This is a genomic window from Streptomyces akebiae (assembly GCF_019599145.1).
Taxonomy (GTDB): Bacteria; Actinomycetota; Actinomycetes; order Streptomycetales; family Streptomycetaceae; genus Streptomyces; species Streptomyces akebiae.
The window spans coordinates 5,563,649-5,578,679 of the sequence record NZ_CP080647.1 but is presented as its reverse complement, the minus strand read 5'-3'; the positions used below and the strand labels follow the sequence as shown (position 1 = coordinate 5,578,679).

Below are 15,031 nucleotides of genomic sequence, written 5' to 3'. Positions count from 1 at the left end.
TGAAAGTGCCCCGGGTGCCCGAGAAGTTCGGGCACCCGGGTGGACGGCTCTGGTCGGGAGCCGTCAGTGGTCGTCAGTTGTTCGCGAGCCGGAAGATCTCCGTCCCCGACAGCAGGCCGGGGACGAGTCGTACGTCGTCGATGTCACCGGCGAAGGGGTCGGACCAGTCGGCGCCGTACTGGGCGCGGCCGATGTTGAGGCCCTTCGTGGCGTTCCAGACGTCGGTGACAGTGGCGCTGCCCTGCTCCTCGCCGTCGACGAAGAGCGTGAACTTCCGGGCCACCGGGTCGTAGGTCCCGGCCAGGTGGACCCACTTGTTGACGGCGGCGGGGCGCTCGCTCGGTGCCATGGCGCGTACGAGGTCGGAGTCCGCCGTGTCGCTGATGTGCCGGCCGAAGATCCAGCGCTTGTAGGCGGTGGAGTAGTAGAGGTTGAAGCCGTTGCCCTGGCTGCCCGCCTGGCTGACCACCGAGATGTTCTTGGCCAGCGACGTGGGCCGCACCCACGCCGAGACGGTGAACGCCTGCCCGGTGTGCACGGCGGACACGGCGGTGGCGTGGTCGCTGGTGCCGTTGAAACGCAGCGCCCTGTCGGCCGGGTCGCTCGCGGAGTTGTTGCCCGCGACCCAGTCGGCGCCCTTGACCGTCAGGTCCCGGTTGTGGCCGGAGCTGTCGGGGGCCGTGGTGCCGGAGGTCTGGTCGAGGCCGTAGACGGCGGCGGCGCAGGTGTCGGCGAGGACGTCGGCGCAGGCGCGGTCGACGGTGAAGAAGTACTTCTCCAGCGGGCCCCGGTTGCCGGCCCGGTCGACGCTGCGGACGTAGAGCACGTTCGGCCCGAAGGTGCTGGTCGGCACCTCGATGGTGGCGTTGCCACCGAGAGCGGCAGGGTCGGCCTTGCGCGTGGGGGTGTCGTTGCCGAGGTCCCACTCATAGAACTCGACGTCGTTCTTGAAGACCGAGTCGGAGTTGCCGTTCGCGGAGAGGGTGAAGTGCCGCTTGGCGCCCGCCGGGAGGTCGGCCTCGCTCGCCACCGGCTCGACGCGCGGCTTGGCGTCGGGCCGCTCCACGTCCACCACGAACTCGCACCAGTCGGACCACTCGGAGTACCCGGAGTCCTTGAGCTTGCCGGTGGAGCCGTCGTAGGTCTGGGCGTGCCACTTGTAGCCGTGCCCGTGGGCCAGTTCCTTGACCGGGATCCCTCGCTCGAACCTGCCCTCGTTCTGCGGTCCGTCCTTGCCCTCGTAGACCATGGGCCGGCCGTCCACCTGGTCCCACACCCGGAAGGTCGCGGTCAGGTTCTGGCCGGTGCCGTCGGTGTACGAGTCGGCGTCGGTGCCGCTGACGGACATGGCCGGGGTCGCGTCCCGGATCCACGGCCGCTTGGTGTTGTCGGTGGTGCAGGTCTTCTCCTCCGGGTTGCTCAGCTTCTCCCCGGTGGGCTTGTTCGGACGGGTGTTGTACGTGACGACGAGCTTGGCGTTGTCCCCCCGGAACCGCTTCCAGGAATTGGGGTCGCCCTCGTCGGCAGCGCGCAGCGAGAACGCGATCGGGTCCTCCCCCGCGGCCTTCTTACGGACGGAGGAGGTGAGGTTCTCGTTGCTCTCGTCGGCGCTGTCCTCGAAGTCGACCCAGCTGGCCGGCGCATCCGGGCTACAGCTGTCGCCCCGCCCGTACGCGACGGACCGGTCGACCATCAGGTCGCCGTCCTTGGGCTTGTTGTTCCAGTTCGTGGCGGAGTCGACACCGCCTTCGGCGACCATGTGCAGGTTCACGGTGCTCTTGGTGCACGAGAAGGAGAAGGTCTCGTAGACCTCGAAGACCGCCTTGGAGATGGTGCGGTTCTTCCAGCCGTCGGTGGAGAACTGGAAGTACATCCGGTTCGTGTACGGCGAGCCGCTGCACACGTAGTAGATGCCACCGATCGTGTCGGCAGAACAGCGGCCGACGCCCTCGTCCTTCTTGAACTTGTGGAACTCCGTGCTCGGATTCGCGCTGGACACATACAGCCACTCGCTCTTCGACATGCCGGCCTCAGGGTCGATGTAGACCGGGAAGTCGGTGTCGGCGGCGGTGAGCAGGGCACGGTCGGGCTCGACGGTGACAGAGGACGCGGACACGTCGAGGGCCATGTCGGCGACCTTGGCGCCGGCGTCCGGCGCCTCCTGGGCGGGCGTGTCCGTGCCGGAAGCGGGAACGGCGCCGGCGGGAACCTCGGCGGCGGAGGAGTCCCACATCTTGGGTGCCTGACCGCCGAAGACACGCTCGCCGGAGGCGTCCACGGCCTGGAGACCACCGGTTGGGCCGGTGCCGAGGTCCAGGCCCTGCGACCGTACGGGCAGCCGCAGTTCGGCCAGTTCGGAGCTGTCGGCCGCCTCGGGGGTCTTCACCTCCAGGACGTACGAGTAGCCGGTGACCGAGGCGGTGGCCAGCAGATCCACGCCGGGGAGCACCTCGCGGTACTCGGCAGTGTCCCCGGACAGGACCGGCTCGGGCAGCGGCGTGGGCCAGCTCAGCGTGAAGGACTTACCCTCCTCGCCGAGCGTGACGAAGTCGGACGAGCCGGCCTTCGCGAAGGTGAGGTCGACGACGGCGGCCTTGGGACCGACCGTGCCATCCGGCCGACGCTCCAGGGTCGCGTCGGCCTTCACCCACGTGCCGTCGGGACGCTCCACCCGCTGCGGCTGGACACTGGTCTCGCTGGTCAGCGAGCCGTCCGGATTGGCGAAGACGAGCTCGTCCTCGGTACGCTGCTGAATGATCTCCACCGGCTCGCCGGTCTCAGCGGCCAGTACGAACGCGGCCTCCTCTGCCGAGGCAGGCGGCGTGCTGCCGACCGCGGTGGCCGGACCGGTGACGGCAGGCAACGCGCCCAGGACGACGGCGCCGCCAAGCAGCACACCGAGCGTCCGGGCAGCACGAAACCCCCGAAACCAAGGGTTGGTCATACCCTTGTCCCCCTCCAGGCTCTCCCCAGAGCCCGCTATGAAATTGATGTGGCCATGCCGTACAGCAGTGGCCAAAGAAACGTATGTGACTCCCTTTACCGGATCAAGGGCATTTCGAGACTGAACCGCCCCGCAGCCCGCCACCACACGCACCGCCGATGCCCACGCGCAGCCCTTGGCGCGGGAGGAAACACGCGACACGTAGGACCGATCCGCCCACGACGTTCCCGGAAGGCCGACCTTCATCATCCGCTTCGGCGCCTAGGACGAGCACCGGCTCCTGCCAACAACCGTCAACGCAGTCGCCCGCCACGGACCGGCACAGCACGCGTGAGCGCCTTCAACTCACTGCCCAGCTCTAACAGGAACGGCCACTACGAGTCCGAGGACACCATGCCTCACACGACGGCATCGCACCGGTAGCCCACTGCGCCCGACCTGAAGTTGTCCGGACCGGACAGCCCACCCCGCTTCCGACCGCCATCAAAGACGATCACATATTCACCCCGCCGGACCAGGCGCAGCGCAGGCCGCTGATGAAGCGTCAGGCACACCTGTCCACCGGTTGTCCACCGAACCTCATCGCGCACGCCTACCCCGCCCCTCCCAGACGAGCAAAAGCCCAGCTCAGAGGCTCAGTCCGTCTACACGGTCACGGAAACCAAACCCCCGACCCACGCATGACGATGCGCAGGCCCCAGAGGCGCAACTTAGGTCGATTCCAAGGTCAACGAAAACAGGAAACCCCAGGTCAAAGGCCTGACCTGGGGTTCACCACAGAGCCCCCTGTCGGATTCGAACCGACGACCTACGCATTACAAGTGCGTTGCTCTGGCCAGCTGAGCTAAGGAGGCGTGGCCCCCTCGTGGGGGCGCCCGTGCAGTGTACCCACGTCACAGACCGCACTTGTCGAAAATTTCCGCGAAGTTCACAGGGGCCCAGGTACTGACAGACCAGGTGAACGGAAGGTACCGTCCTGACCCAATCCACTCCCGTGGACTACACCACCGCGGCCCGGCCGTGGTGGATCACCACCTTTACAACGGATCGTCCGGCACGTTCCTGCCGGTGAAGGGGGCCTACGACCCATGGCCACAGTTACGTTCGACAAGGCGACCCGGATCTACCCGGGTTCCACGAAGCCCGCCGTGGACGGTCTCGACATCGAGATCGAGGACGGCGAGTTCCTCGTTCTGGTCGGGCCGTCCGGTTGCGGCAAGTCCACCTCGCTCCGCATGCTCGCGGGGCTCGAGGACGTCAACGGCGGCGCCATCCGCATCGGTGACCGCGACGTCACGCACCTGCCGCCGAAGGACCGGGACATCGCCATGGTGTTCCAGAACTACGCGCTCTACCCGCACATGACCGTCGCCGACAACATGGGCTTCGCGCTCAAGATCGCCGGCGTCAACAAGGCGGAGATCCGGCAGAAGGTCGAAGAGGCCGCGAAGATCCTCGACCTCACCGAGTACCTGGACCGCAAGCCGAAGGCCCTCTCCGGTGGTCAGCGTCAGCGTGTCGCCATGGGTCGCGCGATCGTGCGTGAGCCCCAGGTCTTCCTCATGGACGAGCCGCTGTCGAACCTCGACGCCAAGCTCCGTGTCTCGACCCGTACGCAGATCGCGTCCCTGCAGCGCCGCCTCGGCATCACCACCGTCTACGTCACCCACGACCAGGTCGAGGCCATGACGATGGGCGACCGCGTGGCGGTCCTCAAGGACGGTCTGCTCCAGCAGGTCGACACCCCGCGCAACATGTACGACCGCCCGGCCAACCTCTTCGTCGCCGGCTTCATCGGCTCCCCGGCCATGAACCTGGTCGCGGTCCCGATCACCGACGGCGGCGTGAAGTTCGGCAACAGCGTCGTCCCGGTCAACCGTGACGCCCTCAAGGCCGCCTCCGACAAGGGTGACACCACCGTCACCGTCGGCGTCCGCCCGGAGCACTTCGACATCGTGGAGCACAACGGCACCGTCGCCTCCACCCTGTCGAAGGACACCGAGGACGCCCCGGCCGGCCTCGCCGTCTCCGTCAACGTCGTCGAGGAGCTCGGCGCCGACGGTTACGTCTACGGCACCGCCGAGGTCGGCGGCGAGACCAAGGACCTCGTGGTCCGCGTCAACGGCCGCCAGGTCCCGGAGAAGGGCGCGACGCTGCACGTCGTCCCGCGTCCGGGCGAGACCCACGTGTTCTCGACCTCCACGGGCGAGCGCCTCACCGACTGACCCCCCGGCACGATGGGCGCGACCGGTCGCGAAACCACCGGCCCGCGATAAATCACCCAGGTTGACGAAGAAGGCCCCGCAAACCTCTGCGGGGCCTTTTTCCTTGCCGCCAACTACCCCGGCAAATAGGTCCATTTCGACCAGTGTGCGTCAACCCGCCAACCGGAGAACGGCGCTCAGGCATCCCCCATACCGGTGACCCAATGTCGCCATATCACTACCCCGCGCTACTCTCACTCGCGTGAAGCACACCCACACCTACACCCAACGGACGCGGCGCGGCCGCGGCCCCGCCCGCCGGATCGGCCGTTCCCTGGCCCTGGTCCTGCCCGTCGTCCTTGTCCTCTCCGGCACCCTCGCGGTCACCCGGGTCCAATGGACCACCACGGACCCCGACCAGTCGGTCCTCGCCGCCTCCGACGTGGCCGAGCTGAACTCCGCCGAGCGCGCCAAGTCCCGCGCCCCGCACGAGGTGCTCCGCGACAAGCTCCTGCTGGAACTCCAGGACGAGGACCCCGGAGTCGCCCTCACCCACCTCCAGGAAGCGGTGAACGAACGCCCGTCGCTCGCGAAGCACTGCACCTCCATCGCCCGCGCCCTCGGCCGCGCCGCCGTCCGCGCCTACGGCCCCACCCGGGCCCAGGGCTTCGCCCGCCCCGTCTGCGACACCTCGTACGCGACCGGGGTGGCCGCCCAGTTCGCCTGACCACCCCGGCGACCCACCGGGGCACCCCACCCCGGTGAACCCCCTCCACGCCGATCCCAGGGCCGTGCTCCCGCGAACGGGGCGCCACGTACAGTTCGGGTCATGACCGATCCGAACGCCGCGTCGCGCCCCGTTCAAGCCGTGGTCCTCGCCGGTGGCCAGGGCTCCCGGCTGCGTCCGTACACCGACGACCGGCCCAAGCCCATGGTCGAGATCCCCGGTACGGGCACGCCGATCATCGGCCATCAGCTCACCTGGCTCGCCGAGGAGGGCGTGACCGACGTGGTCGTCTCCTGCGGCCATCTCGCCGACGTCCTGCAGAAGTGGCTGGACTCCGCCGACCTGCCGGTCCGCGTCACCACGGTCGTCGAGACGGAGCCCCTGGGCCGAGGCGGAGGGCTCAAGTACGCCGCCGCCCACCTCCCGCATCCCGACCAGCCCTGGTACGCCACCAACGGCGACATCTGGACCCGCTTCTCACTCCGCGACATGGCGGACTTCCACACCGAGCGCGACGCCCTCGCCACCCTCGCCCTGGCCCGCCCGCGCATCCCCTGGGGCGCCGTGAAGACGGACGGCTTCGGCCGCGTCACGGACTTCATCGAGGCCCCGCCCACCACGTACGAGATCAACGCCGGCGTGTACGTGTTCTCCCCGGAGTTCACCGACCTGCTCCCCGCCCGGGGCGACCACGAGCGCACGACGTTCCCCCGCCTCGCCCGGGAACGCCGCCTCGCGGGCTTCCCCATCCCCCAGGGCGCCTACTGGCGGGCCATCGACACCGCGAAGGACCTGACAGAGGCAGCGAAGGAACTGGCGGCCCTGGGCCGCTAGGGCACAGTTCAGAGCCAGGGCCCAGGATCAGCGCGCCCAAAGGGCCGCGGGGAACCGCGCGACCGGCCACGAACAACCCGCAGCCGCCCGCGATCCGCTCCCCCGAGCTCTCAGGCGCCTTCTCACGTTCTCACGCACGACAAATGGGCCCCGCGCACCATCGCGCGGGGCCCATCACCACATCACCAGCCGAACGACCTACCCGAGCAACCCCCCGACCAGCCCGGGCTGCCCACCGGAAGAGCTCCCCCCGGTGGACCCTCCGGAGGACCCGGTGGCCCCACCGGTCGCACCGCTGGAGGCACCCCCACTGGAGCTGGGCCCCGCGGTGGTGCTCGGCACCTGCTCCACCGGCGCCGACTGCTGCGGCGGCGCCTGCCCGGTCGTCCCCTGCGTCTGGCTCGGCTGCCCCCCGGTGACCGCACCGGAGGAGGACCGCGTGGCCCCCGGCGTGGTCGCCTCCTGCGAAGGCTTGGCCGACGTGGCGCCCGCGGTCGGCGAGTTCGACGCGGACGGGCTGTTCTCCCGCCGCGCGCTCGGCTCACCGGGCAACGGCGACCCCGGCAACTCGTTGCGCGGCGCCTCTCCGGGACCGGGAACGACGATCCGGTCGGCGTCCCGCACCGCCCCGCCGAGCAAGGACCCGACGAGCAGCGTCAGTCCGACGACGATCGCGGTGACGAGCGCGCCCCGGCGCAGTACGTAGCGCCGCAGCTCCCAGATGTCGGCGCGCGGCCCGAGCGTGCGCCAGGCGCCACCGGCGAGCCGACCGTCGACGGAGTACACCGGCGCGCCCGCGATGATCAGCGGGGACCAGGCGGCCAGGTAGATGATGTCGGGCGTCTCGTAGACGGGGACGGTCTTCCAGCTGACGGTGACGAGCAGCGCGGCCGACAGCAGCGCCCCGACGCCGGCGGCGAGCCGCTGCCACAGTCCGAAGACGGTCAGTACGCCGACGATGACCTGGGCGAAGGCGATGACGAGGCCCGAGCCCACCGGGTGTTCGAGGGCGAACTGGCGCAGCGGCTCGGCGACCTCCCACGGGTGCAGCGTGTTCAGCCACTTCACCATGGAGCCGCGCTTGCCGCCGTCGAAGTAGTGCGGGTCGCAGAGCTTGCCCATGCCGGCGTAGATGGAGATGAAGCCGAGGAAGACCCGCAGCGGCAGCAGCACCACGCCGAGGTTCATCCGGCGACCGGGGTAATAGGCATGACGGACGGGTTCGTTGGCGGTCCGGCGTCCGCTCCGCCCCTCCTCGCCGTCGGCCCGGTCGTCGTACGGGTCCGTGAAGTCGTCGTCCCCGTAGGCGCCTTGGCCGGGGCCGTGAGCCGCCGGGTCGTAGCGGGGTTCGTCGTAGGCGCTGTCGACCGTGCGCATGGTGGGGAGCAGCCGGGTGCCGTCGCCGACGGCGTGATCGCCGTGGGTGCGCTGGCTGCCGACGATGGGCGTCTCCACGGTCTCGACCGTCAAGTCGGCGCCGTACCGCCCGCTTTCGCGGCCGTAGCGCCCGTCCTCGGTGTCGTAGCCGCCGACGCCCGTGCCGTCGACGCGGGGAATGACCTGGGTCGATCCCGTGTCGCCCAGCGGGTCGGGGAGGCCGACGCCCGCGCCGCGCACCGCCTGGAGGAGCCGGTGGGCTCCGGTGTCGTCGGGTGCGGACTTCCCGCTCCAGACGACCGGCGCGCGCCGGCGCCCGGCGGCGGGCGCGCCGGACCGCCCCGTCGTGCCCACGACGGGGATGCGCGTGGTTTCGTCGGTGGCGATCAGGTGCCGTGCGATGCGCGGGGACGCCCGCGTGGAGGTGCCCAACTGCACGCGGAAGCTCGCGTGGTTGACGATGACCTGCGCCGGATCGCTCGGCACCTTCACCATGCTCAGCGCGGGAGCGTCGTCGAATCCCGAGTCGAATCCCGACGAACGGTCCCCCGTGGGTGTGCGGGGTGTTCTGGTGTCCACACTCATCTAACCGAGTGACGTGTCGTTAGGACACTGCTTTGACCGCGCCGATCTGTCCGGACCCCGTCAAGGTGATCCAGAACGCCCCGAACCCCCGGCCAGGACCCCTGTTCAGGCCCTGCGCCGCGCCGCCTCGTACAGCACAACTCCCGCCGCCACACCGGCGTTCAACGACTCGGCCCCACCCGGCATCGGAATCCGCACCCGGAAGTCGCACGTCTCGCCGACGAGGCGGGACAGGCCCTTGCCCTCGCTGCCGACCACGATCACGACGGGCCCCTCCAGGGCCTCCAGCTCGCCCACCTCGGCCTCGCCGTCGGCGGCGAGCCCGACCACGACGACACCGGCCTTCTTGTAGGCCTCCAGCGCGCGCGTGAGGTTGGTGGCGCGTGCGACGGGCGTACGGGCGGCCGTACCGGCGGACGTCTTCCAGGCACCGGCGGTCATCCCGGCCGCGCGCCGCTCGGGCACGACGACTCCGTGACCGCCGAACGCGGAGACGGACCGGACGACGGCGCCGAGGTTGCGCGGGTCGGTCACCCCGTCCAGGGCGACGATCAGCGGGTCCTCGCCCTCGTCGAACGCGGCGGCCACCAGGTCCTCGGGGTGCGCGTACTCGTACGGCGGGACCTGGAGGACGAGCCCCTGGTGGTTGAGGCCGTTGGTCATCCGGTCCAGCTCGGGCCGCGGCGCCTCCATGAGGTTGATGCCGCCGCGCTCGGCCGCGAGTTGCAGCGCCTCGCGCACCCGCTCGTCGTTGTCGATGAACTGCTGGACATAGAGCGTCGAGGCGGGCACGCCCTCGCGCAGCGCCTCGACGACGGGGTTGCGTCCGACGACCATCTCGGACGGGCCCTTGCCGCCCCGGCCGCGCGGCACGGGGCGGCGCGCGGCCTGCTTGGCCTTGGCGGTGGCGATGCGATTCTTCTTGTGCTTCTTGCGCATCTCGGCGGGCGGCGTCGGGCCCCTGCCCTCGAGCCCCTTGCGCCGCTGGCCGCCACTGCCGACCTGCGCGCCCTTCTTGCCGGACATGCGGCGGTTGTTAGCGGCCATGACCTACCCGTCTCCTGAGAAGCGTGCGTGTGTCGTCATCGTGTACATGATCGTGTGTAGGTGATCGTGTGTACGTCATCGTGTGTTGCTCAATGCAGTGTGCCGCCCGGAGGCCCGGGCGGCACAATCGATCAAGGTGACCGGACGTCCGGCTCAGCGCGGGCCGAGCGTCCAGCGCGGGCCGTCCGGGCTGTCCTCGATGACCAGACCGGACTGGTTGAGCTGATCGCGGATGGCGTCGGCGGTGGCCCAGTCCTTGCGGGCACGAGCCGCCTCCCGCTGCTGGAGGACCAGACCGACGAGCGTGTCGACGACCCCGTGGAGGTCCTCACCCCGCTCGCCGCCGTCACCGGCCCAGTGCGCGTCCAGCGGGTCGAGGCCCAGGACACCGAGCATGGCCCGCACCTCGGCGAGCCGCGCCACCGCCTCTTCCTTGTCGTCGGCGGCCAGCGCGCTGTTGCCCTGCCGGACCGTGGTGTGCACGACGGCGAGCGCCTGCGGCACCCCGAAATCGTCGTCCATCGCCTCGGCGAACGCCGGCGGCACCTCGGCCGCGGGCTCGACGATCCCGCCGGCCTTCTCGACGACCCGCTGCACGAACCCCTCGATACGGGCGAACGCCGACTCGGCCTCGCGCAGGGCGTCCGCGCTGTACTCGATCATCGACCGGTAGTGCGGGGTGCCCAGGTAGTAGCGAAGCACGATGGGCCGCCAGTGCTTGACCATCTCGCTCACGAGCACCGAGTTGCCCAGCGACTTGGACATCTTCTCGCCGCTCATGGTGACCCAGGCGTTGTGCACCCAGTACGTGGCGAAGTCGTCTCCGAAGGCCTTGGCCTGCGCGATCTCGTTCTCGTGGTGCGGGAAGATCAGGTCGAGGCCGCCGCCGTGGATGTCGAAGGCGCTGCCCAGGTACTTGTGCGCCATGGCCGAGCACTCCAGGTGCCACCCCGGCCGTCCTCGGCCCCAGGGCGTCTCCCATGTCGGCTCCCCCGGCTTGGCCGACTTCCACATGGCGAAGTCCCGCGGATCACGCTTGCCGGTCTCGCCCTCGCCCGAGGGCTGGAGCAGGTTGTCGAGCTCCTGGTTGGACAGCTGCAGATACCCGGGGAAGGACCGCACGTCGAAGTAGACGTTCCCGTCGGCCTCGTACGCGTGGCCGCGCTCGATCAGCCCGCGCATCATCTCGACCATCTCGGTCACGTGCCCGGTGGCACGCGGCTCGTAGGTCGGCGGCAGGCAACCGAGCACGCCGTACCCGTCGTTGAACGCGCGCTCGTTCTCGTACCCGATCGACCACCACGGGCGGCCCTGGTCGGCCGCCTTCGCGATGATCTTGTCGTCGATGTCCGTGACGTTCCGGACGAACGTCACCTCGTACCCGCGGTACTCGAACCACCGGCGCATGATGTCGAAGTTGAGCCCCGACCGGATGTGACCGATGTGCGGGGCCGCCTGCACCGTGGCGCCACACAGGTAGATCGAGACGCAACCCGGCGTGAGCGGGGCGAAGTCACGGATCTGCCGGGCGCTGGTGTCGTACAGGCGAATAGTCACGCCCCCAAGCGTAGTGGCCCACCAGCCATGCCCCGAGCCCTTCACCCCAAGGACGACAGATTCGTGACGTATGCACACCCGGCACCGGTGCCTGCGCCCCGTTGACGGGCCGCAGGCCCGGCAAAGGGTCACGGGGAACTGCGCGACCAGCCCCCACCGGACGGACGCCTGGGGGTACAAGGGGCGCAGCCCCTTGAGGATGAGACGGGTAAGGGCGGCGGGGGCGCCCCCCGGGGGGTCACCCCACCCGCACGACCAACGCCGTGGCCACCGCCATCAGCCCCTCACCCCGCCCGGGAAACCCGAGCCCGTCGGTCGTGGCACCCGACACCGACACCGGCGCCCCCACCACCTCCGACAACACCCGCTGCGCCTCGTCCCGCCGCTTGCCGATCTTCGGCCGGGCCCCCACCACCTGCACCGCCACGTTCCCGATGACGAACCCCCCGGCCCGCACGATCCGCGCCGCCTCCGCCAGCAACGTCACGCCCGACGCCCCGGCCCACTCCGGCCGCCCCGTCCCGAAGTGCTGCCCGAGATCCCCCATCCCGGCCGCGGAGAACAACGCGTTGCAGGCCGCGTGCGCCACGACGTCCGCGTCGGAGTGCCCGGCCAGCCCCGGGCCCTCCCCCTCCCACTTCAGCCCGGCGCACCACAGCTCCCGCCCCTCCTCGAAGGCGTGGATGTCGGTGCCGATCCCGACCTGCGGCAACACCATGGAGCCCGGCAGCGACGCCGGCGCCGTCTCAGAACCCATCGTTCAGCCTCCTGCGCGCCAGAACCGCCTCCGCGAGCACCAGGTCCAGCGGTCGCGTCACCTTGAACGCCTCCTCGTGGCCCGGTACGACCACGACCCCGAGCCCGAGCCGCTCCACCATGCTCGCGTCGTCGGTCACCTCTCCGGTGACCGTCTCGTGCGCCCGCACCAGCGTCTCCCGGTGGAATCCCTGCGGCGTCTGCACGGCCCGCAGCCGCGCCCGCTCCGGCGTGGCGACGACCGGCTCCGGCGCCCCCGGCGCGTCCGCCGGCTCCACCTCCTTGACCGTGTCCGCGAGCGGCAGCGCGGGCACCACGGCCGGCGCCCCGTCCCGGACGGCCTCGATGACCGCGTCCACCGTGTCGACGGGCACCAGCGGACGGGCGGCGTCGTGGACGAGGACGATGTCGTAGCCGGGGGGCAGCGCGTCCAGGCCCTGCTTCACCGACTCCTGGCGCGACTCACCCCCGGGAACGACGAGGAAGTCGGTCCGCTCGGGCAGCGCGTGCGCGTCGAGGAGGGTCTTGACCTCGGGGGTGCCGTCGGGCGGCGCCACCACGATCACCAGGGACACGGCACGGGAGGCGGCCATGGCCCGCACCGCGTGGATCAGCATCGGGGTGCCGTTCAGCGCGCGTAGCGCTTTGGGGGCGCCCGGACCGAGGCGTACGCCCCGGCCGGCGGCCGGGATCACGGCCGCCGTACGGGTTGCCGTACCGGTTCCGGAGGGCGAAGGGCGCGATTCGTCAGACATCGGTTCCTGTCAGGTTTGTGTGCTCGGCCTACGTGGGTATGGCCACAGCGTGCCGGGCGCGACACCTTGACCGGACCCTTCCGTGACATCTGGTCGAGCCAGCTGCCCGGGCCCGGCACGCACAGTACGAGTACGAGTACCGCGTTCCCATGAGCACCGGGGCACGCCAAGTATCGCCAAGTATCAGGGACCCCATTCAGGCGTACGGCATCCGGGTACGAACATGCCGCAGCGCCCGGCGACATCACAAACGTCATCGGGCACCGCGGCATTTCAATGTGCTGCTGCACTGAACGACTGAGCGGACTGGCTGCCTGCCTCGGGTCAGTTCGGAAATGCAGTCAGCTCAGGACGCGAGGACCTCGTCGAGCAGAGCCTCGGCCTTGTCCTCGTTGGTGTTCTCCGCGAGGGCGAGCTCGCTCACCAGGATCTGGCGGGCCTTGGCGAGCATGCGCTTCTCACCGGCGGACAGTCCGCGCTCACGCTCACGACGCCACAGGTCACGCACGACTTCCGCGACCTTGATGACATCGCCGGAGGCGAGCTTCTCCAGATTTGCCTTGTAGCGACGCGACCAGTTCGTGGGCTCCTCGGCATACGGTGCGCGCAGCACCTCGAAGACCCGGTCCAGGCCGTCTTGACCGACCACATCACGTACGCCGACGAACTCCGCATTGTCCGCTGGCACACGCACCGTCAGGTCGCCCTGAGCGACCTTGAGCACCAAGTAGGTCTTGTCCACGCCTTTGATCTGGCGAGTTTCGATGGCCTCGATCAGCGCGGCCCCGTGATGGGGATAGACCACGGTGTCGCCAACCTTGAACGTCATGTGACAGGTACCCCTTCCGTGGCTATCCAGGGTAACACGGATACGGCGGGTTCTGAATGGCGTTTTCGCAGGTCAGGGCATATCTCGGGGCTTGACAACTGCAACAGGAACGTGCTGCGAGGCCCGAACGGAAGAGGGTATTCGCAGGTGGGAGCGGCTCTCCGGGCGGAGTGAAACGCGTACGTTACACGTATCCGGAGGGCGTCGGCGGCATCCTAACGTCCCGCTTTGTCCGACTCCAAGTGTGCGACTTCCGCTACTCCGTTCGGTGCGCGGAGTCGGGTACGAGACGAATCCGGAATTGATCAAGAAGTTCGATCCGCGGACCCTGTTCCGCCGTTACCGGATCGTGTTCTTGCGCTGTTCCGGTGACGTTCTGGCAGTTGATCGATTTTTCGTGGCGGCGCGCATTCCTTGGCGGAAATCAAGGACGCGGCGACGAGGGGATCGACGGTGGTTTTACGAATGCCGACCGGGGGCGCGCGCGGCGTGTCCGTCAATTGCTTCCGGTGACATGTCGCGGACTTGGGGAGGGTCGGGTGCGGCGGCGACAGGACGGCTCGGTAACCTAAGGCCGCTACAGACCACGTACCGCCCACGTTCTAGGAGTTGCCGCCGCCGTGAGCAGCAGCCTTCGACGCGGCGCCCTCGCCGCCGCCGCCATCGCGTTCTCGATCGCCTCACTCGCCGCGTGCGCCGCCGGCAGCAACGCCCAGACGCTGGAGATCAAGCCGGACAACGCCGCCACCAGCGTCGGCGACATCAAGATCCAGAACGCCATCGTGGTCACCCAGCCCGGCACCGAGACCGAGGGTCCCGCCGTGGTCTCCGCGACGCTCTTCAACACCGCCTCGACCGACCAGACCCTGGACTCCGTCACCGTCGAGGGCGCCGGCACCGCCGAGCTCACGCCGGCCAAGGGCAAGGGCAAGGGCGGCAAGGTCGTCGTCCCGGCCGGCGGCTCCGTGGTCCTGGGCGGCGAGGGCAACGCCTCCGCGGTCCTGTCGGAGGTCACCGACGCGGTCAAGGACGGCAACGCCCAGAAGGTCACCTTCGAGTTCAGCGAGACCGGCCAGGTCTCCCTGCGCGCCTTCGTGGTCCCTGCCGAGCACTACTTCGAGAAGTGGGGCCCGACCGACATCCCCGAGGCCCCCGCCACCAGCGCCTCCCCGTCCGAGGAGGCCACCGGCTCCCCCGCCCCGAACGGCACGGGCTCGCCGTCCGCCGACGGGACGACCACCGAGGAGGAGGGCACCGCCGCCGGCTCGACGGCCTCGCCGTCCACCTCGTCCTCCGAGGAGACCGCGGGCCACTGAGGCCGCCGAGGGTCACCGGGCCACCGAGGCCCGACGCCTATGTACGCCGAAGGGCGGCACCCCCTGAGAGGGGGTGCCGCCCTTCGGCGTACATGGGGGA

At 69.8% G+C, this 15,031-nt stretch carries 11 protein-coding genes and 1 tRNA gene; 4 read left to right on the top strand and 8 right to left on the bottom strand.

Features of this window, described 5'->3' with window-relative positions; translation table 11 throughout:
• Positions 1-73: 73 nt before the first annotated feature.
• Positions 74-2,896: a LamG-like jellyroll fold domain-containing protein gene (locus tag K1J60_RS24080; RefSeq protein WP_259407887.1), complete on the bottom strand. Its 2,823-nt coding sequence runs from the start codon at positions 2,894-2,896 to the stop codon at positions 74-76.
• Positions 2,897-3,724: 828 nt separating this feature from the next.
• Positions 3,725-3,798, bottom strand: a tRNA-Thr gene (locus tag K1J60_RS24075).
• Between the two features lie 234 nt (positions 3,799-4,032).
• Between K1J60_RS24075 and K1J60_RS24070 the strand changes: the two genes are divergently transcribed.
• The 3 genes from K1J60_RS24070 (at position 4,033) to K1J60_RS24060 (ending at position 6,709) form a co-directional block, all read left to right on the top strand.
• Complete coding sequence (locus K1J60_RS24070; protein ID WP_220647991.1) at positions 4,033-5,169, top strand: ABC transporter ATP-binding protein; 1,137 nt, start codon at positions 4,033-4,035, stop codon at positions 5,167-5,169.
• A 241-nt stretch (positions 5,170-5,410) separates the two neighbouring features.
• Positions 5,411-5,875, top strand: coding sequence for a hypothetical protein (locus K1J60_RS24065; RefSeq protein ID WP_033525976.1), 465 nt, complete (start codon positions 5,411-5,413; stop codon positions 5,873-5,875).
• A gap of 102 nt (positions 5,876-5,977) precedes the next feature.
• Positions 5,978-6,709, top strand: coding sequence for a nucleotidyltransferase family protein (locus K1J60_RS24060; RefSeq protein ID WP_033525977.1), 732 nt, complete (start codon positions 5,978-5,980; stop codon positions 6,707-6,709).
• Between the two features lie 198 nt (positions 6,710-6,907).
• On the opposite strand, the gene K1J60_RS24055 is transcribed toward K1J60_RS24060, so the two are convergent.
• The 6 genes from K1J60_RS24055 to K1J60_RS24030 form a co-directional block, all read right to left on the bottom strand.
• Positions 6,908-8,665: a DoxX family protein gene (locus tag K1J60_RS24055; protein ID WP_220651655.1), complete on the bottom strand. Its 1,758-nt coding sequence runs from the start codon at positions 8,663-8,665 to the stop codon at positions 6,908-6,910.
• Positions 8,666-8,776: 111 nt separating this feature from the next.
• Complete coding sequence (rlmB, locus tag K1J60_RS24050; RefSeq protein ID WP_220647990.1) at positions 8,777-9,718, bottom strand: 23S rRNA (guanosine(2251)-2'-O)-methyltransferase RlmB; 942 nt, start codon at positions 9,716-9,718, stop codon at positions 8,777-8,779.
• Positions 9,719-9,871: 153 nt separating this feature from the next.
• Positions 9,872-11,275, bottom strand: coding sequence for a cysteine--tRNA ligase (cysS, locus tag K1J60_RS24045; RefSeq protein WP_220647989.1), 1,404 nt, complete (start codon positions 11,273-11,275; stop codon positions 9,872-9,874).
• A gap of 238 nt (positions 11,276-11,513) precedes the next feature.
• Positions 11,514-12,032, bottom strand: a complete 519-nt coding sequence (gene ispF / locus K1J60_RS24040; RefSeq protein WP_220647988.1) for a 2-C-methyl-D-erythritol 2,4-cyclodiphosphate synthase — start codon at positions 12,030-12,032, stop codon at positions 11,514-11,516.
• Positions 12,022-12,786, bottom strand: a complete 765-nt coding sequence (gene ispD / locus K1J60_RS24035; RefSeq protein WP_220647987.1) for a 2-C-methyl-D-erythritol 4-phosphate cytidylyltransferase — start codon at positions 12,784-12,786, stop codon at positions 12,022-12,024. Before ispD ends, ispF begins: the two co-directional genes overlap by 11 nt.
• A gap of 346 nt (positions 12,787-13,132) precedes the next feature.
• The gene (locus K1J60_RS24030) at positions 13,133-13,615 is read right to left on the bottom strand and encodes a CarD family transcriptional regulator (protein ID WP_003953493.1); all 483 of its coding nucleotides are present in this window, start codon (positions 13,613-13,615) and stop codon (positions 13,133-13,135) included.
• Between the two features lie 620 nt (positions 13,616-14,235).
• Here K1J60_RS24030 and K1J60_RS24025 point away from each other — a divergent pair.
• Positions 14,236-14,931: a copper chaperone PCu(A)C gene (locus tag K1J60_RS24025; RefSeq protein WP_220647986.1), complete on the top strand. Its 696-nt coding sequence runs from the start codon at positions 14,236-14,238 to the stop codon at positions 14,929-14,931.
• Positions 14,932-15,031 lie beyond the last annotated feature (100 nt).

What these genes read in the sequence shown, in the direction of transcription:
- K1J60_RS24070 (WP_220647991.1), top strand. Translation starts at nt 4,033, where the DNA reads ATGGCCACAGTTACGTTCGACAAGGCGACCCGGATCTACCCGGGTTCC.
- K1J60_RS24060 (WP_033525977.1), top strand. Translation starts at nt 5,978, where the DNA reads ATGACCGATCCGAACGCCGCGTCGCGCCCCGTTCAAGCCGTGGTCCTC.
- rlmB (WP_220647990.1), bottom strand. Translation starts at nt 9,718, where the DNA reads ATGGCCGCTAACAACCGCCGCATGTCCGGCAAGAAGGGCGCGCAGGTC.
- ispF (WP_220647988.1), bottom strand. Translation starts at nt 12,032, where the DNA reads ATGGGTTCTGAGACGGCGCCGGCGTCGCTGCCGGGCTCCATGGTGTTG.
- ispD (WP_220647987.1), bottom strand. Translation starts at nt 12,786, where the DNA reads ATGTCTGACGAATCGCGCCCTTCGCCCTCCGGAACCGGTACGGCAACC.
- K1J60_RS24030 (WP_003953493.1), bottom strand. Translation starts at nt 13,615, where the DNA reads ATGACGTTCAAGGTTGGCGACACCGTGGTCTATCCCCATCACGGGGCC.